The organism is Stenotrophomonas chelatiphaga (assembly GCF_001431535.1).
GTDB classification, from domain to species: Bacteria; Pseudomonadota; Gammaproteobacteria; order Xanthomonadales; family Xanthomonadaceae; genus Stenotrophomonas; species Stenotrophomonas chelatiphaga.
Window position 1 is genome coordinate 1 of sequence record NZ_LDJK01000085.1, and the last position, 18,193, is coordinate 18,193.

At 67.1% G+C, this 18,193-nt stretch carries 21 protein-coding genes and 1 tRNA gene; 13 read left to right on the top strand and 9 right to left on the bottom strand.

The features are described 5' to 3' along the window. Positions 1-102 precede the first annotated feature (102 nt). The 11 genes from ruvB (at position 103) to ABB28_RS15720 (ending at position 8,493) form a co-directional block, all read left to right on the top strand. The gene (gene ruvB / locus ABB28_RS15670) at positions 103-1,143 is read left to right on the top strand and encodes a Holliday junction branch migration DNA helicase RuvB (protein ID WP_057687310.1); all 1,041 of its coding nucleotides are present in this window, start codon (positions 103-105) and stop codon (positions 1,141-1,143) included. After that, positions 1,136-1,594: a tol-pal system-associated acyl-CoA thioesterase gene (gene ybgC, locus ABB28_RS15675; protein WP_057687311.1), complete on the top strand. Its 459-nt coding sequence runs from the start codon at positions 1,136-1,138 to the stop codon at positions 1,592-1,594. The genes ruvB and ybgC overlap by 8 nt, the downstream gene beginning before the upstream one ends. After that, positions 1,591-2,367, top strand: coding sequence for a protein TolQ (gene tolQ / locus ABB28_RS15680; RefSeq protein ID WP_042613823.1), 777 nt, complete (start codon positions 1,591-1,593; stop codon positions 2,365-2,367). The genes ybgC and tolQ overlap by 4 nt, the downstream gene beginning before the upstream one ends. A 20-nt stretch (positions 2,368-2,387) precedes the next feature. Next, entirely contained in the window at positions 2,388-2,813 is a 426-nt protein-coding gene (gene tolR / locus ABB28_RS15685; RefSeq protein WP_057687312.1) for a protein TolR, read from the top strand. Further along, on the top strand, positions 2,803-3,873 hold the full coding sequence (gene tolA / locus ABB28_RS15690; RefSeq protein WP_057687313.1) for a cell envelope integrity protein TolA: 1,071 nt from the start codon (positions 2,803-2,805) through the stop codon (positions 3,871-3,873). Before tolR ends, tolA begins: the two co-directional genes overlap by 11 nt. Positions 3,874-4,103: 230 nt before the next feature. After that, positions 4,104-5,423, top strand: a complete 1,320-nt coding sequence (gene tolB / locus ABB28_RS15695; protein WP_057687314.1) for a Tol-Pal system beta propeller repeat protein TolB — start codon at positions 4,104-4,106, stop codon at positions 5,421-5,423. A 64-nt stretch (positions 5,424-5,487) separates the two neighbouring features. After that, complete coding sequence (gene pal, locus ABB28_RS15700) at positions 5,488-6,003, top strand: peptidoglycan-associated lipoprotein Pal (protein ID WP_057687315.1); 516 nt, start codon at positions 5,488-5,490, stop codon at positions 6,001-6,003. Between the two features lie 3 nt (positions 6,004-6,006). Beyond that, positions 6,007-6,825, top strand: a complete 819-nt coding sequence (ybgF, locus tag ABB28_RS15705) for a tol-pal system protein YbgF (RefSeq protein ID WP_057687316.1) — start codon at positions 6,007-6,009, stop codon at positions 6,823-6,825. 75 nt (positions 6,826-6,900) lie between these two features. After that, the gene (gene queE / locus ABB28_RS15710) at positions 6,901-7,599 is read left to right on the top strand and encodes a 7-carboxy-7-deazaguanine synthase QueE (protein WP_057687317.1); all 699 of its coding nucleotides are present in this window, start codon (positions 6,901-6,903) and stop codon (positions 7,597-7,599) included. 76 nt (positions 7,600-7,675) lie between these two features. Then, complete coding sequence (queC, locus tag ABB28_RS15715; protein WP_057687318.1) at positions 7,676-8,341, top strand: 7-cyano-7-deazaguanine synthase QueC; 666 nt, start codon at positions 7,676-7,678, stop codon at positions 8,339-8,341. Between the two features lie 76 nt (positions 8,342-8,417). Beyond that, a tRNA-Lys gene (locus tag ABB28_RS15720) sits at positions 8,418-8,493 on the top strand. Positions 8,494-8,539: 46 nt separating this feature from the next. Here the strand turns inward: ABB28_RS15720 and ABB28_RS15725 are convergent. Then, a complete protein-coding gene (locus ABB28_RS15725; protein ID WP_152983493.1) occupies positions 8,540-8,866 on the bottom strand; it encodes a hypothetical protein in 327 nt (108 codons plus the stop codon). Between the two features lie 195 nt (positions 8,867-9,061). Between ABB28_RS15725 and ABB28_RS15730 the strand changes: the two genes are divergently transcribed. After that, positions 9,062-9,361 (top strand): hypothetical protein, encoded by a 300-nt coding sequence (locus tag ABB28_RS15730; protein WP_057687320.1) that lies wholly within the window; start codon positions 9,062-9,064, stop codon positions 9,359-9,361. 44 nt (positions 9,362-9,405) lie between these two features. On the opposite strand, the gene yghX is transcribed toward ABB28_RS15730, so the two are convergent. The 3 genes from yghX to ABB28_RS15745 form a co-directional block, all read right to left on the bottom strand. Then, positions 9,406-10,293, bottom strand: coding sequence for a YghX family hydrolase (yghX, locus tag ABB28_RS15735; protein WP_057687321.1), 888 nt, complete (start codon positions 10,291-10,293; stop codon positions 9,406-9,408). Between the two features lie 71 nt (positions 10,294-10,364). Beyond that, complete coding sequence (locus tag ABB28_RS15740; protein WP_057687322.1) at positions 10,365-10,784, bottom strand: response regulator; 420 nt, start codon at positions 10,782-10,784, stop codon at positions 10,365-10,367. 118 nt (positions 10,785-10,902) lie between these two features. Beyond that, positions 10,903-11,676: a CPBP family intramembrane glutamic endopeptidase gene (locus tag ABB28_RS15745; RefSeq protein WP_057687329.1), complete on the bottom strand. Its 774-nt coding sequence runs from the start codon at positions 11,674-11,676 to the stop codon at positions 10,903-10,905. A 155-nt stretch (positions 11,677-11,831) separates the two neighbouring features. Here ABB28_RS15745 and ABB28_RS15750 point away from each other — a divergent pair, with 155 nt between their 5' ends. Beyond that, positions 11,832-12,179: a TFIIB-type zinc ribbon-containing protein gene (locus ABB28_RS15750; RefSeq protein WP_057687323.1), complete on the top strand. Its 348-nt coding sequence runs from the start codon at positions 11,832-11,834 to the stop codon at positions 12,177-12,179. Between the two features lie 5 nt (positions 12,180-12,184). Here ABB28_RS15750 and ABB28_RS15755 read toward each other — a convergent pair whose 3' ends face one another. From ABB28_RS15755 to recQ, 5 genes are all read right to left on the bottom strand, one after another. Then, positions 12,185-12,700, bottom strand: coding sequence for a GNAT family N-acetyltransferase (locus tag ABB28_RS15755; protein WP_057687324.1), 516 nt, complete (start codon positions 12,698-12,700; stop codon positions 12,185-12,187). Between the two features lie 57 nt (positions 12,701-12,757). Further along, positions 12,758-13,699, bottom strand: a complete 942-nt coding sequence (locus tag ABB28_RS15760; RefSeq protein ID WP_057687325.1) for a copper resistance protein B — start codon at positions 13,697-13,699, stop codon at positions 12,758-12,760. Then, positions 13,696-15,564, bottom strand: coding sequence for a copper resistance system multicopper oxidase (locus ABB28_RS15765; protein ID WP_425479563.1), 1,869 nt, complete (start codon positions 15,562-15,564; stop codon positions 13,696-13,698). Before ABB28_RS15765 ends, ABB28_RS15760 begins: the two co-directional genes overlap by 4 nt. 48 nt (positions 15,565-15,612) lie before the next feature. Beyond that, positions 15,613-15,996: a CopL family metal-binding regulatory protein gene (locus ABB28_RS15770; RefSeq protein ID WP_057687327.1), complete on the bottom strand. Its 384-nt coding sequence runs from the start codon at positions 15,994-15,996 to the stop codon at positions 15,613-15,615. 85 nt (positions 15,997-16,081) lie between these two features. Continuing rightward, positions 16,082-17,890 carry a DNA helicase RecQ gene (gene recQ / locus ABB28_RS15775; RefSeq protein ID WP_057687328.1) on the bottom strand — a complete coding sequence of 603 codons (1,809 nt, stop codon included), beginning with the start codon at positions 17,888-17,890 and terminating at the stop codon, positions 16,082-16,084. Positions 17,891-18,193 lie beyond the last annotated feature (303 nt).

Sequence of the window (18,193 nt, forward strand, 5' to 3'; positions counted from 1 at the left end):
ACCCACCCCCAGCTGCGGCTTTGAGCCACCCGCATGGGGTCCCACCCGTTCGATCACCCACCAATCGCACGGCGTGCGCCCGATTTGCCGCATAATCGGCAGATGACCGAACACCGCATCATTGGCGCCGACGCCACCCGCGAGGATGACGCCGTCGATGCCAGCATCCGCCCCAAACGCATGGCCGATTACCTCGGCCAGGTGCCGGTGCGCGAGCAGATGGACATCTACATCCAGGCGGCCAAGGCACGTGGCGATGCGCTGGACCACGTGCTGATCTTCGGGCCGCCGGGACTGGGCAAGACCACCCTCAGCCACGTCATCGCCAATGAACTGGGCGTGGCGCTGCGGGTGACCTCTGGGCCAGTGATCGAAAAGGCCGGTGACCTCGCCGCGCTGCTGACCAACCTGCAGCCGCACGATGTGCTGTTCATCGATGAAATCCACCGCCTGTCGCCGGTGGTCGAGGAAGTGCTGTACCCGGCGATGGAAGATTTCCAGATCGACATCATGATCGGCGAGGGTCCCGCGGCGCGTTCGATCAAGCTCGACCTGCCGCCGTTCACCCTGGTCGGCGCCACCACCCGCGCCGGCCTGCTCACCGCACCGCTGCGCGACCGCTTCGGCATCGTGCAGCGGCTGGAGTTCTACACCGCCGAAGAACTGACGCGCATCGTGCGCCGCTCGGCGAAGATCCTCGGCATCGACTGCACCGCCGACGGGGCAGGGGAGATCGCACGCCGTTCGCGTGGCACCCCGCGCATCGCCAACCGGCTGCTGCGGCGCGTGCGTGATTACGCCCAGGTCAAGGCCAACGGGCATATCGACCAGGACGTGGCGCAGGCCGCGATGGTGATGCTGAAGGTCGATCCGGAAGGCTTCGACGAGCTCGATCGGCGCTTCCTGCGCACCCTGGTGGACTACTTCGATGGCGGCCCGGTGGGCGTGGAATCGATGGCTGCCGCGCTGTCCGAAGAACGCGGCACGCTGGAAGACGTGGTCGAACCCTACCTGATCCAGCAGGGCTTCCTGGTGCGCACCGCGCGTGGCCGGATGGCCACCCATCGCGCGTATCGCCATCTGGGACTCAAGCCCAAGGCCGCCCCGGTAGACCTTTTCGCCGAGCAATCCGACAATGAGTGAGCTGCGGTTCAGTTGGCCGACACGCATTTACTGGGAAGATACCGACGCAGGTGGGGTGGTCTACCACGCGCGCTACGTGGCTTTCATGGAGCGGGCCCGTACCGAGTGGATGCGCGCGCTGGGCTTCGGCCAGGAGCGCATGCGCAGCGAGCACGGCATGGTGTTCGCGGTCCGCTCGATGGAAATGGACTTCCTCAAGCCGGCGCGGCTGGACGATGCGCTGCAGGTGACCGCCACGCTGGTGCAGTGCCGGCGCGCCAGCATGGTCTTTGCCCAGCAGGTGCTGCGCGATGGCCAGCTGCTGCTGGACGCGAAGGTCAGGATTGCCGCGCTGGACGCGCAGTCCTTCCGCCCGCGCGGCATGGACGACGCACTGCTTGCTGTCATGAAGTCGCACGAATACCCCGAAATTCCACACAATCCTGATTTGCAGACTGAGGAACAACGATGATCGCAATGCTTCTGGGCCTGCAGGCCACGGTGGTCGAGGCGCTGCCGGAGGACGTCACCAGCGCCGCCGCCGAAACCGCCGTACAGGCCTCGCGCAGCGGCATCAATTACTGGGAGCTGATGACCAAGGCCAGCATCCCGGTGATCATCATCGTGCTGCTGCTGCTGGCGGGTTCGTTCATCAGCTGGGTGATCATCTTCCGCAAGGCCCGCGTGTTCTCGCAGGCCACCCGTGAAGCGGACGAGTTCGAGAACCGCTTCTGGTCCGGCGCGGACCTGGGCAAGCTGTATTCCTCGGCCACCGACCGCAACCGCAGCGTGGGCGGCCTGGAAGCCATCTTCGAAGCCGGTTTCCGCGAATACAACCGCCTGCGCGATCGTCGTGGGCTGGACGGCCGCGCGCTGCTGGAAGGCGCCCAGCGCGCCATGCGCACCACCTACACCCGTGAAGTGGACCGCCTGGAACGCAACCTGGAACTGCTGGCCAACATCGGCTCCACCGCGCCCTACGTGGGCCTGGTCGGCACCGTGTTCGGCATCATGGTGACCATGCACGACATGATCAACAGCGGTGAGCAGGCCGGCATCGCCTCGGTGGCACCGGGCATTTCCGAAGCCCTGTTCGCCACCGCGATCGGCCTGTTCGTGGCGATCCCCGCGGTATGGGCCTATAACCGTTTCACCACCCGCGTGGAGCGCATGGCGGTGCGGTTCGAAACCTTCGCCGATGAGTTCAGCTCCATCCTGCAGCGCCAGACCGGCGCAGACGACTGAGCCCAGGCGAGGATCCCACCATGAGTGCCATCGGTCGCCGCAAGCGTCGCAAGCTCAAATCCGAAATCAACGTCGTGCCGTACATCGACGTCATGCTGGTGCTGTTGATCATCTTCATGGTCACCGCGCCGCTGCTGACGCTGAGCTTCGAGGTCGACCTGCCGCGTTCCAATGCCAAAGCGCTGGAGAGCAAGCAGGACCCGATCATCGTGTCGGTGCGCGCAGACGGCCAGCTGAGCCTGAAGCTCCCCGACGACAAGCAGCCCAACGCGATGTCTTCGGAGGAGATGCAGGCCCGGCTGGGCGGCATCGTCGCGCAGGACAAGGCGGTGCGCGTGATCGTCGCCGCCGATCGCGCCGTGGCCTACGAAAAGGTCGTGGCCGCGATGGACGTGCTCAAGCGCGCGAACGTGGAAAAGGTTGGCCTGGCCACCGATGCACAGTGACGCCTTGCCGCCGCCGCGCGACGAAGAACAGGGCTGGGCCTGGCCGGTAAGCCTGGCTGCGCTGGTACACCTGCTGCTTGCGCTGGTGTTCATCGTGGCATGGCTGTGGTCGCCCGAGCGCAACACCGAAGCCGCTGCCGGGGACCCGGCGGTGCAGGCCGACATGGCCCTGTCCAGCGCCGAAGCATCGGCGGCCCGGCAGGCGCTGCGCCAGTCCGAACGCCTGGAGACCCTGCCCGAGCCGATTCCCGAGCCCATCGCCGAGCCCGAGCCGATCCCGGAAGACACCATTCCGCCGCCGCAGCCGACCCCCGAACCGCGCCCGATGGACGCGCCGACCCCGCAGCAGTCGCAGGCGCAGGAGCGCGTGGCGCAGCCGGACAAGGTCGATCAGGAGGCGGTCAGCGCGCTGGCCGTTTCGCAGGAAAAGGCCAAGCAGGAGCAGGAGGCCAAGCGTCGCCAGGAGCAGATCGACCTGACCGAACGCAAGCGCCAGGAAGAGGCCGAACAGCGCGCACGGCTGGCCAAGCAGCAGGAAGCGGACCGGCAGAAGAAGATCGCCGAGGACGAGCGCAAGGCCAACGAAACCAAGGCCGAGGTGGACAAGCAGAAGAAGATCGCCGAGCTGCGTTCGCGCCGCGAGCAGGCCGAGAAGGAAGCCAAGCTGGCCGAGCAGCGCCTGCGCCAGGTGGCGGCGGCGCGCAACGCAGCGGCCGCGTCCAATGCCAGCGCCAGCAGCAGTGCGGCCGCGCAGCCGGCGGGTGGGGCAGGCGGCACCAGTGACGACCTGAGCGCCAAGTACGCCGCGGCGATCCAGGCCAAGGTCCAGGACACCTGGATCCGCCCGGACAACATCGCCTCCGGCCAGCGCTGCCAGATCGTCATCACCCAGCTGCGCGGTGGCCGCGTGCTGTCGGCCAAGGTCGGCGCCAGCTGTCCGTACGACGAGGCCGGCAAGCGCTCGATCGAAGCGGCGGTGCTCAATGCCCAGCCGCTGCCGTACGCGGGGTTCGAGCAGGTCTTCAACCGCGAGTTGATCCTCAACTTCCGCCCGGATTGATCCTGGTGGGGCGGAGGACAGCTGATCCTGGCGCGTGGGTGGGTGACGACCGTTGGTCGTCACGCTGTGGAATCAAAGGCTGTGACGACCACCGGTCGTCACCCACCGCCCCCGCCGCTGTCCCCTTCGACAGTTACCGACCTTGCTTTCACACCGGTCTGGTTCATGATTGCGAAACCGTTCACCCCGTTCCTGCTATCCCTCGCTGTGGTTCCTTGACTGAGCATTCCATGAAAAAGATGCCCCGCTGGATGGTCGCGTTCGCGGCCCTGTTGCTTCCCTTTGCCGCGCTCGCGCAGCAGAAGGGCCTTGAGATCGACATCGTGGGCGGCAGTGCCTCGGCCACGCCGATCACCGTCGTACCGATGCCCTACGAGGGTTCGGCCGCTGCGCCGCAGACCGACGTGGCCGCGGTGATCCGCGCCGACCTGGACCGTTCGGGCCAGTTCCGCACGCTGCCCGAAGCGCAGATCGTGGAAAAGCCCACCCGCGGCGGTGACATCCAGTTCCCGACCTGGCGCGCGCTGAAGCAGAACTACATCGTGGTCGGCCGCGTGCAGGACGCCGGTGCCGGTGCGTACCGCGTGGAATACGAGCTGTATGACGTGCCCAAGGGCGAGCGCCTGCTGGGCCTGGCGATGACCGCACGTGGCAACGCCATGCGCGATGTCGCCCACCAGATGGCCGATGCGATCTATGAAAAGATCACCGGCGTGCGTGGTGCCTTCTGGACCCGCATCGCCTACGTCACCGCCAGCGGTCGTGGCGACGCCATGCGCTACGCGCTGATGGTCGCCGATTCGGATGGCTACAACCCGCAGACCATCGTGCGTTCGGCCGAACCGCTGCTGTCGCCGTCGTGGAGCCCGGATGGCGGCAAGCTGGCCTACGTCAGCTTCGAGCGCGGCAATTCGGCGATCTACATCCAGAACATCGCCACCGGCGCGCGTGAGCTGGTGACCAGCTTCCGCGGCATCAACAGCGCCCCGGCGTTCTCCCCGGACGGCCGCAAGCTGGCCCTGACCCTGTCGCGCTCGGGCAACCCGGAGGTCTACTCGATGGACCTGGGCAGCAAGCAGCTGACCCAGCTGACCAACCACCTGGCCATCGACACCGAGCCGACCTGGGCCCCGGATGGCAGCGCGGTGTACTTCACCTCCGACCGCGGTGGCCGTCCGCAGGTCTACAAGGTTTCTGCAAGCGGCGGCAGCGCCGAGCGCGTTACCTTCCAGGGCAACTACAACGCCAAGCCGTCGGTGTCGTATGACGGCAAGAAGATCGCCGTGGCACAGGGTTCGGGCAACAGCTACAAGGTCGCCATGATGGACAGCTCGCTGGGCTCGCCGCGCTGGAGCACGCTCTCCACCGGTTCGCTGGATGAGTCGCCCAGCTTCGCTCCGAATGCCAGCATGGTGCTGTACGCCGCCCGTGAAGGTGGCCGTGGCGTGCTGTACGCGGTGTCGGCCGATGCACGTGTCCGCCAGCGCCTGGTGCTGGCCGATGGTGATGTTCGTGAGCCCGCATGGTCGCCATACCGTACCAAGCGCTAAAAGAGTGTTAATATTTTCCGAGATTTACCCCATTCACCGGCTTAGGAGCCTCAAAGGTATCGCCATGAACAAGACCACCAAAGTTCTGCTTGTTTCCCTGTTGTCCGTGGCCGTCCTGGCCGGTTGCTCCAAGAAGGTGAAGGAACAGCCGGCTGCGCCGGTTGACACCGGCTCGACCACCCAGCCGACCGGCCCGTCGACCTCCGGCCTGTACGGCCCGGGCGACCTGGACACCGATGCCTGCCTGCGCCAGCGCGTTGTGTACTTCGACCTGGACCAGGATTCGGTCAAGGACGAGTTCCAGGCCATCATGGCGTGCCACGCCAAGTACCTGCGTGACCGTCCGTCCTCGCGCATCACCCTGCAGGGCCACACCGACGAGCGCGGTTCGCGCGCGTACAACCAGGCCCTGGGCGAGCGTCGTGGCAACGGCGTGAGCTCGGCACTGCAGGCCAACGGTGGTTCGGCTTCGCAGCTGACCGTCGTGTCCTACGGTGAAGAGCGTCCGGTCTGCACCGATTCGAGCGAGTCCTGCTGGTCGCAGAACCGTCGCGTCGAAATCGTCTACACCGCGCAGTAAGCCATGCGCATCGGCATCAATCTGATGCTGGTCGTGGCGGCAGCCTTCACGGCTGCCGCCCCGGCGTACGCGCAGCGGCAGAGCCTTGCCGACCGCGTCGGCGCGATCGAGCAGCAGCTGTACAACAACAGTGCCAACACGGACCTGTTGAACCAGATCACCCAGCTCCGCCAGCAGGTCGGGCAGATGCAGGGCACGATCGAACAGTTGCAGCACGATAACGCCCAGCTCAAGCAGGGCAACCAGGATGCGTTCCTGGACCTGGACGAACGCCTGAACCGCCTTGAAGGTGGCGCAGCGCCGGTCGTTCCTTCGGCTCCCGGCAGCAATGCACCGCTTCCCCCGGTTCCGGCCGTGCAGCCTCCCGCAGCGGCCACTTCAGAGCGGCCGCCTTCGGTACATGGCGATGCAGGCAGCCTGGCGGTCAGCGGCGATGAGCGCACCACCTACAACGTCGCCTTCGATGCACTGAAGGCCGGCAAGTACGATGACTCCGCACAGCTGTTCCTGAGCTTCCTGGAGTTGTATCCCAGCGGTGTCTACGCCCCCAATGCGCTGTACTGGCTGGGCGAAAGCTATTACGCCACCCGCAATTTCCCGATGGCCGAGCAGCGTTTCCGTGAGCTGATCTCGCGCTATCCGACCCACGACAAGGCCTCCGGCGGCCTGCTGAAAGTCGGCCTTTCCCAGTTTGGCGCAGGCCAGGTGGAGCAGGCCCAGCAGACCCTGGAATCGGTCGTGGCGCAGTACCCCGGCTCGGACGCCGCGCGCACCGCGCAGGACCGCCTGCAGTCGATCCGCCTGGGCCAGCAGATCCGCTGAGCCCCGTGCCGGAACCCGTTTTTCAAGAGCCGAGCCCTGCTCGGCTGCTTTCGTTTCAGGTCCCCACAATCACGCATGAACGTCACGCCCGCCAACGCCGTCACCACGCCCAGTGACATCGTCCAGTCGCCGCTGCCGCGGCTGAAGATCACCGAGATTTTCACCTCGCTGCAGGGCGAGGCGGATACCGCCGGCTGGCCGACCGTGTTCGTGCGCCTGACCGGCTGCCCGCTGCGCTGCCAGTACTGCGACACGGCCTACGCCTTCCATGGCGGCACGTGGTGGGACATCGATGCCATCGTGGCCGAGGTGCTGGCCCAGGGCGTGCGCCACGTCTGTGTCACCGGCGGTGAGCCGCTGGCGCAGAAGCGCTGCCTGATCCTGCTGCAGAAGCTGTGCGACGCCGGCATGGACGTGTCGCTGGAAACCTCCGGTGCGCTGGATGTGTCCGAGGTGGATCCGCGCGTATCGCGGGTGGTCGACCTGAAGACCCCCGGATCGGCCGAGATGGCGCGCAACAAGCTGGAAAACCTGCCGCTGCTGACCGCGCGCGACCAGGTCAAGTTCGTGATCTGCAGCCGCGAAGACTACGACTGGGCCAAGGCCATGGTCGTCGAGCACCATCTGGCAGAACGCACCATGGTGCTGTTCTCGCCCAGCAAGGGCGAGATCACCGCCCGCGAGCTGGCCGACTGGATCGTCGCTGACCGGCTGCCGGTGCGCTTCCAGATGCAGCTGCACAAACTGCTGTGGAACGACGAGCCGGGCAGGTAAGCTGCCGCGTCGTTGCTGATTCACCCCGGCGCGGGACAGCGTGCTGGCTCCCCTCCCCAAACCGGATGATTCACTCATGAAGAAGGCAGTCGTGCTTCTCTCCGGCGGCATGGATTCGGCCGCCGTCATCGCCCTCGCCCAGGAACAGGGCTTCGCCGTGCACGCACTCAGCGTGCGCTATGGGCAACGCCACACCTCCGAACTGGAAGCCGCCGCCCGCGTGGCCGCCGCCCAGGGCGTGGTCCTGCACAAGACCGTGGACGTGGACCTGCGCAGCATCGGCGGTTCGGCGTTGACCGATGACATCGACGTACCGGAGGCGGGCGGGGAGGGCATCCCGGTCACCTACGTGCCGGCGCGCAATACGATCATGCTGTCACTGGCGCTGGGCTGGGCCGAAGTGCTTGGCGCCAACGACATCTTCTGCGGCGTCAACGCGGTGGATTACTCCGGCTATCCGGACTGCCGCCCGGAGTTCATCGCCGCGTTCCAGGCGCTGGCCAACCTGGCCACCAAGGCCGGCGTGGAAGGGGCGGGCATCACCGTGCACGCGCCGCTGCAGTTTCTCAGCAAGGCGCAGATCGTCAGTGAAGGCGTGCGCCTGGGCGTTGACTTCGGCCTTACGGTGTCCTGCTACAACGCCGATGCCGAAGGCGCTGCCTGCGGTCATTGCGATGCCTGCCGGTTGCGCGCGCAGGGCTTCGACGAAGCCGGCGTGGCCGACCCGACGCATTACGCCTGATCGGCGCGGGCGCTTCACGCCGGCGCCCGAATCAGGGTAGAATGCTCGCCCCCGGTGCCAAGCCGGGGGCAGCAATGGGCCGTTAGCTCAGTTGGTAGAGCAGAAGACTTTTAATCTTTTGGTCGATGGTTCGAATCCATCACGGCCCACCATTGCAGGCAGCATCAACAAAGCGCCCCCGAGGCGCTTTTTTGTTGGCTACAGATGATCGAAATCGAAAGGCTTCTGCCGAGGCAGTCCAGAGCTGTTGGAATCACCCCGTGGGGCGATGTAGTTGATCACCGACCACAGCGCGTAGGCCAGCGTGGATGCACCCACCAGCGCGCTGCAGACGCGCCGCGCGCGTTGCGCGCAGGATGGCGGCGCAACGCGCCGGTTTGGCGGCAGCTCGCGGTTCTGCACAATCTCCACGATCACGCTGTCGCGCAGTTCCACTACCTGTAAACCGTTGGACAGGCTGAGGGCGATGGATGGCCGCCTGAGCGCTGGCCGGTTATCGTTGTAGTGAAGTGGAGTTGCTTCCATCGCGCGTCTCCCGCTGTGTTCTTGTAGAAGGCTGGGGCTGATCCGGGTGGCCCGCTTGCATGAATCGCGCGTCCATGACCGCTCCCTCGTGCTCTGCACGTGCGGCCACGCGATGGCTGAGGGGCATACCGTCTCATTCTGATGTGACATGGAAGGCGAGTATGGTCAAGCTTGGTTCGGGAGGACAGCGCACAGATGGCGAAGTACGAACGGCAGGACAACTCTGAAACACGCTGGTTGAGTTTCAGGCTGCGCAACGGGCAGTCGATCGCGCCGGCCAAGCTGCGTGCCGGCTGGGCGGCCGCCGCGGCGGTGCCGGGCATTTCGGTGCGTCGCGAAGATATTGAAAGCGGGACGGTGGTCTACGCGCTGTACGGCCCCAGCAGCCTGGGCGCCCCGCAGGTAGCGGAAATGCGCATGCGACAGTTCCTGATGGACGAAGGCTACACCTTCACCATGGGGACCCTCGGCGCACGGCCGGGCATCCGGCTCTGATCCGCTGAAAGACGATGCCGGGTACCACCCGGCACCGCAGGGCATCACGCCAGATACTTACGGAACCAGCCGAGCGTCCGGTCCCAGGCCAGCGTGGCAGCAGCCTCGTCGTAGCGCGGGGTCGAGTCGTTATGGAAGCCATGGTTCGTGCCGGGGTAGACGTAGGCCTCGTACGTTGTCCCAGCCTTCTTCAGCGCCGCCTCGTAGGCCGGCCAGGTCGCATTGACGTTGTCGTCCTTCTCGGCGAAGTGCAGCAGCAACGGCGCCTTGATCTTGACCACGTCCTCCGGCTTGGCCTGGCGGCCATAGAACGGCACCGCGGCATCCAGTTCCGGATAGGCCACGGCCGCTGCGTTGGACACGCCGCCGCCGTAGCAGAAGCCGGTGATGCCGACCTTGCCGGTGCCCAGCGGTGACGCGCGCAGGTATTCGATGGCGGCGAAGAAATCATTCATCAGCTTTTCCGGGTCGACCTGCGCCTGCAGTTCACGGCCGCGCACGTCGTTGCCCGGATAGCCGCCGACCGAACTCAGCCCATCCGGCGCCAGTGCGATGAACCCCGCCTTCGCCACGCGGCGCGCCACGTCTTCGATATAGGGATTGAGGCCGCGGTTTTCGTGCACCACCACGATGGCAGGCAGCTTGCCTGCAGTCTTGGCCGGCTTGACCAGATAGCCGCGTACCTGGCCGTGGCCATTGGGCGAGGGATAGGTGATGTACTCGGCGACGATGTCCGGATCGGTGAACTGCACCTGCTGGGCCAGCGCGTAATCCGGGCTCAGCGCCGCCAGCAGGGTGGTGGCCGCCACGCCGGCCATCGCAAAGGCGGCAGCGCGGTCGAGGAAGTCGCGACGGCTCAGCCGGCCATGTACGTAGCCGTCATACAGTTCCAGCAGGTCCGGATGGAAATCCTTGGCGGTCAGTCGGGTCACGGGCGCAGCCTCTGCGAAAGCGGTGCACTGAATCTAGCATCGCTTCGGCCGGTGCGCCCGTGGCCGGCCGCTCAGGCGGCCTGCGGCGCGTCGTGCGGCAGGCCTTCACCGGAATGGCGGAAGCAGATGCGGATCGCATCCAGCAGCTCGCTCATGTTGTACGGCTTGGGCAGGAAATGGATGCCCTGGTGCAGCAGGGGCAATACCTCGTGCTGGCACATGCCGGAGGTGACCAGGATCGGCAGGCGCGGGAAGGCCGCACGCACGCGGTTGGCGGTCTCGATGCCGCTGATTCCGCCCAGGCAGACATCGGTGAACAACATATCGAACCGCTCACCGGCATTCAGCAGCCCCAGCGCGGCCTCGGCGGAACTGACGCCCACCACTTCACAGGCCTGGCTTTCCAGGGTGAGGCGGCTCAGCTCGAGGGTTTCCTCGGAATCTTCGATCAGCAGCACTCGCGGCTGCACATTCTGCTTTGACAACAACATGACGCACGGGCTCCGTGACACGACTGGAACAAGGGCAGCGGAGGCTCCAGGCCCCAGCGGCGCGCAAGTATGCGCGGGCGGTGGGTGAGTCCGGCGTGCAGGAATCGGTAACATCCGGTTACAGCGGCACCGGCCTGCGCGCACGCGCCGGCAGCTGCCAGCTCAGCAGCAGCACCGCCAACGCTGCCGCGCCAAGGCGCAGGCCGATGCCCTGCCAGCCCATGGCGATGGCATCAGCTACGGTGATCATGTTCCAGGCCAGGTTCAGCGATACGTGCAGGGCCAGCCCGCTCCACAGGGTGTATCCGTCCAGGCGGTTCAGCAGCGCGAAGATGAAGCCGCCGATGCCGGTCACGGCGAACACCAGCGCGGCCATCGCCCCGCCTTCCGGGCCACCGAAGCCCAGCCAATGGACGGCGCCGAACAGCACCGCCTGCACGCTGGCGGCCAGCCACCAGGGCCACCCCAACACACGCTGCGCGAACACGAAGCCGAGGCCGCGGAACAGGATTTCTTCGGCCAGGGGGAACACCAGGGCCAACATCAGCAGCGCAAGCAGGTCGATGTCGGTGGCCAGCGCGCCCAGCCACCACAATCCGATCCAGCAGGGCACGGTGGCCAGCAGCACCAGCAGCGGTCCGCGCAGGTCGTTCCACTGCAGGCCCAGGCTGCGGGCCAGCGAGTTCCCGGGTGCCAGCAGCAGGGCGGCGGTCAGCAGCGCGATTGCGGTGGCCAGCAGGTTGTCCAGCAGGCTGCCACCGAAGGGCATCGGCAGGGCGGGGATCGGCGTGCCGATGGCCTTGGCAATATCGCGCACCCACAGCCCGAGCGCGACGGCGAGCAGCAGCACCAGCGAGGCGGGCAGGCGGGGGAGTCGGGCGTTCGTAGTCAACGGGGCATCCTTGCGTGGGTCATGCGGCACTATGTCGTCGCGGCAGCGCAGGCGCATGCGCCGGAGGTCCATGTGCCGATCGTCAGGGCCGTTGCCATGCAGTCATCGGCGTGCGGTTACAGTGCACGTCCCCCCCACGAGCAGGAGCGCCAGCGATGCTGTGCCCCGTTTGCAAGACCCAGGCGCTGACCATGTCCGAACGCCAGGGCATCGAGATCGATTACTGCCCGCAATGCCGTGGCGTGTGGCTGGACCGTGGCGAACTGGACAAGATCATCGAGCGTTCGGCATCGGCGCCGGCCGTCCCGCCGCCCGCACCGGTGCAGGCCGCAGCGCCGGCTTACAGCCAGCCGCCACCGCCGCCGGTGGCCGTGCAGCACCGCGATACCCGCCACCTGGGCCAGCGCCACAACGACGGCTATGCGCAGCAGGGCCAGTACAACCAGCACGGGTACAGGAAAAAGAAGAAGGAAAGCTTCCTGTCGGACCTGTTCGATTTCTGAGTCCGTCAGGCAGGGCGATGCAGGATGTACTCGCGGTCACGCGAGTCACCGACGATGAAATCGTACTCGCCCACCTTGTAGCAGCCATGGCGCGCGTAGAAGCGCTGCGCGCCGTGGTTTTCCGACCACACGCCCACCCACAGGGCGCGCCGTGACGGGCTGTCCAGCCAATCCAGGAACGCGCTCATCAGGCGCTCGCCGTGCCCCGCATTCTGGTGGCTGGCCAACACGTACAGCCGCTTGAGTTCGATGTCTCCGGCTGCGGCCAGGGCATGCGGCAGGCTGTTCGGTCCGGCGGCCAGATAGCCCACGGCGCGTCCATCGGCTTCCAGCAGCCACGCTGCAGCGTGCGGGTCAGCCAGTTCGGCGCGTTGCGGTTCCAGGCTGTAGTGCGCGTGCAGGAAGGCCTGCAGGTCCTGCGGCGGATACGAATCGCCGAAGGTTTCGGTGTAGGTGGCGATGGCGATGTCGGCCAGTGCGGCGGCATCGTCCACGCAGGCGCGGCGCAGGGTGGTGGGCATCGCCCATTGTAGAAGGCCCCGGCACACAGGGTGTACCGGGGCCTGTTTCAACGCGTCCTAGAACCACATCCTGACGCCGGCCACCCAGCGCGTATCACGGACATGCGAATCGTCGGCATGGTCGGCGGTGGCACCGAACAGGCGTTCGTGGCTGATGCCGATGTACGGCGCGAAGCGGCGACTGAACTCATAGCGCAGGCGCAGGCCCGCTTCGACCTTGTTGAGTCCGCGGCCGATGCGCTGGGCCGGCTCATCACGTGCGGCCAGCGTGGCTTCGACCATCGGCTGCAGGATCAGCCGGTTGCTCAGCAGCACCTCGTACTCCACTTCCGCGGTGGCCATCAGCTGGCCGCCGGAGCCGGCGTACAGCGTGGCGGAGGTTTCGAACTTGTACGGCGCCAGGCCCTGGATGCCCAGCGCGGCCCAGGTGCGCGCGTCAGCCGGCCGGAAGTCCTGCTTCACGCCGGCCAGCACGTCCCACCACGGGGAAATGCTGCGGCCATACAGCACCTCCAGGTCTGCTGCATCGGTGCGACCGCCGCTGCGTTCGCCTTCGCTGCGCAGCCACACGCGGTTGATGTCACCGCCGATCCAGCCGGTGGCTTCCCAGGCTTGTCCGGTGCCATGGCGCCCGTCCCAGTGTTCCAGCCGATCCACCAGCAGCAGGCTGTTGATCGACGGCGCGTGCTGCATGGCGGCGTGGTCGATGACCGGGAAGGCCGCCGCGCGGTCGGCGTCGGTGACCGCGGGGATCGGCTCGCGCGGCAATCCGGCAGCATCATGCTGCGCGTGGTTGCTGGGCGCATGTTCCCTACCGGCATGATCCATCTTCGAATGGTCCATCGTTGAGTGATCCATCGTTGAATGGTCCATCTTCGCGTGGTCCAGCTCCGGTGCTGCAGGGGCGACGTGGTGGTCGTGCGACTGTGCCAGCGCGGGCAGCGCCGCCAGCATCGCCAGGCCCAAGGCACTGCGCGCAAGGTTCAAGCAGACGCTCATTCTTCGATCCTCACTTCGCGCATCATGCCCGCTTCCATGTGGTACAGCAGGTGGCAGTGGAACGCCCAGCGGCCCAGTGCATCGGCGCGTACGCGATAGCTGCGGCGGGTGCCCGGCGGCATGTCCACGGTGTGCTTGCGCAGCTGGAAATCGCCCTGCGCATCTTCCAGGTCGCTCCACACGCCATGCAGGTGGATGGGGTGCTGCATCATGGTGTCGTTGACCAGCACGATGCGCATGCGCTCGCCGTAGTTCAGCCGCAGCGGCTCGGCCCCGGCGAAGGGGATGCCATCGAAGGACCAGGCGAACTTTTCCATGTTGCCGGTGAGGTGCAGTTCCACCTCGCGGCCGGGCTCGCGGCCATCGGGATCGTCGAACAGGCTGCGCATCGCGCCGTAGGTCAGTACCTGGCGGCCGTTGTCGCGCAGGCCGATGCCCGGGTCGTCCAGCTTCGGGTCGGTGGCGCTGCTCTGCATGTCCACCAGCGGATTGCCGCGCTCGCTGCGTGGATGGGTGACCTTCGCGGGCAGGGCGGCGGCGGCTGCGTGGCCCCCGTGTCCGGCGTGGGCGCCGTGGTCCATCGCCGGCATCGCGTGGTCCATGCCGTGGCCGGCCATCGCGCCGTGGTCCATCGAATGGCCCATGCCGTGGCCCATGTCATGCCCCATGTCGGCCATCGTCAGCAGGGGGCGCGGGTCACGCGCGGGTACCGGTGCCTGCAGCCCGTGGCGTACCGCCAGGGTGCCGGCGGCAAAGCCGGTGCGGCCCATGTCCTGGCAGAAGATGGTGTACGCATCCTGCCCGCTGGGTTCGACCAGCACATCGAGGGTTTCGGCCGGGGCGATGCGGAACTCATCGATGCTGACCGGGTGGATGTACTGCCCATCGGCGGCGACCACGGTCATCTTCAGGCCGGGGATGCGCACGTCGAAGTAGCTCATCGAGCCACCATTGATGAAGCGCAGCAGCACTTTCTCGCCGCTGCGGAACAACCCGGTCCAGTTGCCCGCCGGCGCCGTGCCGTTCATCAGGTAGGTGTAGGTATGCGCGTTGACATCGGAGATGTCGGTCGGGGTCATCCGCATCCGCCCCCACATGCCGCGGTCGGACAGCGCCGCGCCCCAGCCATCGCGGCGCGCATCGCGCAGGAAGTCGGGCAGGGTGCGCTTGTAGTAGTTGTCGTGCTCGGCCAGCTTCTTCATGCGCCGGAACAGTGCCCCGGGATCCAGGTCGGTCCAGTCCGACAGCAGGATCACGTGTTCACGGTCGAACGCGTACGGGGGCGGTTGCGCCGGGTCGATGATCAGCGCGCCGTACAGCCCGGCCTGTTCCTGGAACATGGAATGGCTGTGGTACCAGTAGGTGCCGGACTGCTTGAGGGTGAAGCGGTAGTGGTAGGCCTCGCCCGGGGCGATGCCATTGAAGCTCAGGCCCGGCACGCCGTCCATGTTGGCCGGCAGCAGGATGCCGTGCCAGTGGATCGACGTGGGGTGGTGGGCCAGCGTGTTGCGCACGTGGATGTCCACGGTCTGGCCTTCGCGCCAGCGCAGGATCGGCGCGGGCAGGCTGCCGTTGACGGTGATGGCCGGACGGGTACGGCCGGTGAAATTGGCCGCCGATTCACCGATCGCCAGTTCGATGTGGGCCTGGCCGAGCACCTGCGGCGCGGTGGCCAGGGCCGGGCCGGCGGCGGCAAACGCGCGCGATGGAAGGCCGGTGGCGGCGGCCCCGGCGACCACGCCACCGGCGGCCAGGCCCTGCACGAACAGGCGGCGTGACGGCTGGGCCGGGAGGCCCGGACCGTTGGAAGAAGAAAAACGCATTGTAGGAAACTCCAGACGCAGGAAATCACCAACCCGGCGCAGCGGCGCGCGGGCCAGCATCGAGTCACGCCACCGGCGTGGGCGCTGGAATCAGCAGATGGGAGGGCGTTGGATGCGGGGCAGCGCGGGCGTGGGATGACCCGGTGCATGCTGTTGCGGCGGCCGTGTGCCGGCGTAGTCGGCGGCCAACAGGGCAAGTCCCTCGGCGGCCAGCGCCGGTTGCTGCGCGCAGGTACGCACGCACTCCTTCAACTTGCAGTGGGCATCGTCCGGCGCTGCCTGGGTCTGGTGATCGGCGGCGTGCGGGGGCTGCATGCCGGTCTGTGCCGGGGCGTGGCCGTGGCACGGCGGCGCTGCAGCGGGGGCGGTTTCAGCCGCGTCCTTCCGGTGTCCTCCGGCCATGGCCGCGTTCAGTCCGTTGAGCAACAGACTGAGCATCAGCACCACGCGCAGCAGGAGGGAGGCCACGGACATGGCGCTACCTTAGCGGGATCGCCGGGTTGATGCAGCCCCGGCTGAACCGCGGGTTCAACCCTGGAGCAGGACAAGGCACCACGCCTCAGCCTTCTCCGCGGACCACGTCGATCAACTGAGGGCCGTAGCGCGACAGCTTGGTACCGCCGATTCCCCCTACCCGGGCCAGTTCGTCCAGCGACGTCGGGCGCTGTTCGGCGATGTTGCGCAGGGTGCTGTCGTGGAAGATCACGAAGGCCGGGACGTTCTGCTCGCGGGCCAGTTCGGCGCGCAGCCCACGCAGCGCGTTGAACAGCGCCAAGTCCTGCGGCAGCACCGACAGGCCGCTGCCACTGCGCTGGCTGCTGCGCTCGCGGCTGCTGGCGGGGGCGCTGTCACGGCGCATGCTGATCTGCCGCTGGCCCTTGAGCACCTCGCGGCTGGCGTCGGTCAGGCGCAGGCCGCCGTGGCCGGCGGTGTCCACTTCCAGCACGCTGGTGGCCACCAGCTGGCGGAACACGCTGCGCCAGGTCCGCGCATCCAGGTCCTTGCCGATGCCGTAGGTGCTCAGCTTTTCATGCCCGCTCTGGCGCACCTTGTCGTTTTCGCTGCCGCGCAGGATGTCGATCAGGTGGCCCACGCCGTAGCGCTGCCCGCTGCGGTACACGCAGCTGAGTGCCTTCTGCGCCGGGATGGTGGCATCCCAGGCCGCCGGCGGGGTCAGGCAGTTGTCGCAGTTGCCGCAGGCTTGCGGATAGGTCTCGCCGAACCCCGCCAGCAGCACCTGGCGGCGGCACTGCATGGATTCGCAGTAGCCCAGCAGGTGGTCCAGCTTGGAACGCTCCAGCTGCTTGCGTTCCTCACCGGCCTCGGATTGTTCGATCATCTGCTTGAGCAGCACCACATCGCCCAGGCCGTAGCACAGCCAGGCTTCGGCGGGTTCGCCATCGCGGCCGGCGCGGCCGGTTTCCTGGTAGTAGCCCTCCATCGACTTGGGCAGGTCGGTGTGGGCGACGAAGCGCACATCGGGCTTGTCGATGCCCATGCCGAAAGCGATGGTGGCGCACATCACGATGCCGTCTTCGCGCAGGAACCGGCGCTGGTTGTTGGCACGCACGTCGGCCGGCAGGCCGGCATGGTAGGGCAGGGCGGTGAAGCCCTGGCTGCACAGGAATTCGGCGGTTTCCTCGACCTTGCGCCGCGACATGCAGTAGACGATGCCGGCCTCGTCGCGGTGGCTGCGCAGGAAGCCGGTCAGCTGCTGGCGCGCGTTGTCCTTCTGCACCACGGTGTAGCGGATGTTGGGACGATCGAAGGAGCTGACGAAGTGGCGCGCCTGGGCCAGGTCGAGGCGCTCGGCGATCTCGCGCTGGGTCGGTGGATCGGCGGTGGCGGTCAGCGCCAGCCGCGGGATCTCCGGCCAACGCTCGTGCAGCACGGTGAGCTGGCGGTACTCGGGACGGAAGTCGTGGCCCCACTGCGACACGCAGTGCGCTTCGTCGATGGCGAACAGGGCGATGCGGCTGCGCGAGAGCAGGGACAGGAAGCGGCCGGTCAGCAGGCGTTCGGGGGCGACATACAGCATGTCCAGCTCGCCGGCCAGCAGGTCGCGTTCGACGCGCGCGGCGGTTTCGCCGTCCAGGGTGGAGTTGAGGAATTCGGCGCGCACGCCGAGCTGGCGCAGGGCTTCGACCTGGTCCTGCATCAGCGCGATCAGCGGGGAAATGATGATGCCGCAGCCGTCGCGCAGCAGGGCCGGGACCTGGTAGCAGAGCGACTTGCCGCCGCCGGTGGGCATCAGGACAAGGGCGTCATGGCCGGCAGCGACGTGCTCGACGATGTCCCGTTGCGGGCCGCGGAAGTCGTCGTAACCAAAGACGCGGCGGAGCAGCTCGTGCGCGGGACTGGAAGGCATCCCGGTAGTTTACCCGTTCGCGCGGGTTGCTGGTCTGCTGACGCTTGAAGCAGCGGGGCTACGTGCTGGGCGGGGCGGGGAGGCTTGGCGGGGGACGGCAAAAGCCGCTCCTGCGGGCCTCGTTTCGCGCCATCCATGGCGCTCAACGCCCCCGCCAATCCTCCCCGCCCCACCTCCGACAGTTCATCGGCCGCCTCGGTAGCGCCGAGCCGTGCTCGGCGGACACCATCAGACACCGTGCACCGCACCACCCACGCCATCCAGCCGCTGACTCTTATGCACCTCTCCGCGCCCACGAGCAGG

Coding starts and splice junctions, on each gene's coding strand:
- ABB28_RS15770 (WP_057687327.1), bottom strand. CDS start 15,996: ATGTCCGTGGCCTCCCTCCTGCTGCGCGTGGTGCTGATGCTCAGTCTG.
- tolA (WP_057687313.1), top strand. CDS start 2,803: ATGCACAGTGACGCCTTGCCGCCGCCGCGCGACGAAGAACAGGGCTGG.
- tolQ (WP_042613823.1), top strand. CDS start 1,591: ATGATCGCAATGCTTCTGGGCCTGCAGGCCACGGTGGTCGAGGCGCTG.
- ybgC (WP_057687311.1), top strand. CDS start 1,136: ATGAGTGAGCTGCGGTTCAGTTGGCCGACACGCATTTACTGGGAAGAT.
- tolR (WP_057687312.1), top strand. CDS start 2,388: ATGAGTGCCATCGGTCGCCGCAAGCGTCGCAAGCTCAAATCCGAAATC.
- pal (WP_057687315.1), top strand. CDS start 5,488: ATGAACAAGACCACCAAAGTTCTGCTTGTTTCCCTGTTGTCCGTGGCC.
- queC (WP_057687318.1), top strand. CDS start 7,676: ATGAAGAAGGCAGTCGTGCTTCTCTCCGGCGGCATGGATTCGGCCGCC.
- ruvB (WP_057687310.1), top strand. CDS start 103: ATGACCGAACACCGCATCATTGGCGCCGACGCCACCCGCGAGGATGAC.
- ABB28_RS15730 (WP_057687320.1), top strand. CDS start 9,062: ATGGCGAAGTACGAACGGCAGGACAACTCTGAAACACGCTGGTTGAGT.
- ABB28_RS15750 (WP_057687323.1), top strand. CDS start 11,832: ATGCTGTGCCCCGTTTGCAAGACCCAGGCGCTGACCATGTCCGAACGC.
- ABB28_RS15760 (WP_057687325.1), bottom strand. CDS start 13,699: ATGAGCGTCTGCTTGAACCTTGCGCGCAGTGCCTTGGGCCTGGCGATG.
- ABB28_RS15725 (WP_152983493.1), bottom strand. CDS start 8,866: ATGGAAGCAACTCCACTTCACTACAACGATAACCGGCCAGCGCTCAGG.
- recQ (WP_057687328.1), bottom strand. CDS start 17,890: ATGCCTTCCAGTCCCGCGCACGAGCTGCTCCGCCGCGTCTTTGGTTAC.
- tolB (WP_057687314.1), top strand. CDS start 4,104: ATGAAAAAGATGCCCCGCTGGATGGTCGCGTTCGCGGCCCTGTTGCTT.
- ABB28_RS15740 (WP_057687322.1), bottom strand. CDS start 10,784: ATGTTGTTGTCAAAGCAGAATGTGCAGCCGCGAGTGCTGCTGATCGAA.
- ybgF (WP_057687316.1), top strand. CDS start 6,007: ATGCGCATCGGCATCAATCTGATGCTGGTCGTGGCGGCAGCCTTCACG.
- queE (WP_057687317.1), top strand. CDS start 6,901: ATGAACGTCACGCCCGCCAACGCCGTCACCACGCCCAGTGACATCGTC.
- ABB28_RS15755 (WP_057687324.1), bottom strand. CDS start 12,700: ATGCCCACCACCCTGCGCCGCGCCTGCGTGGACGATGCCGCCGCACTG.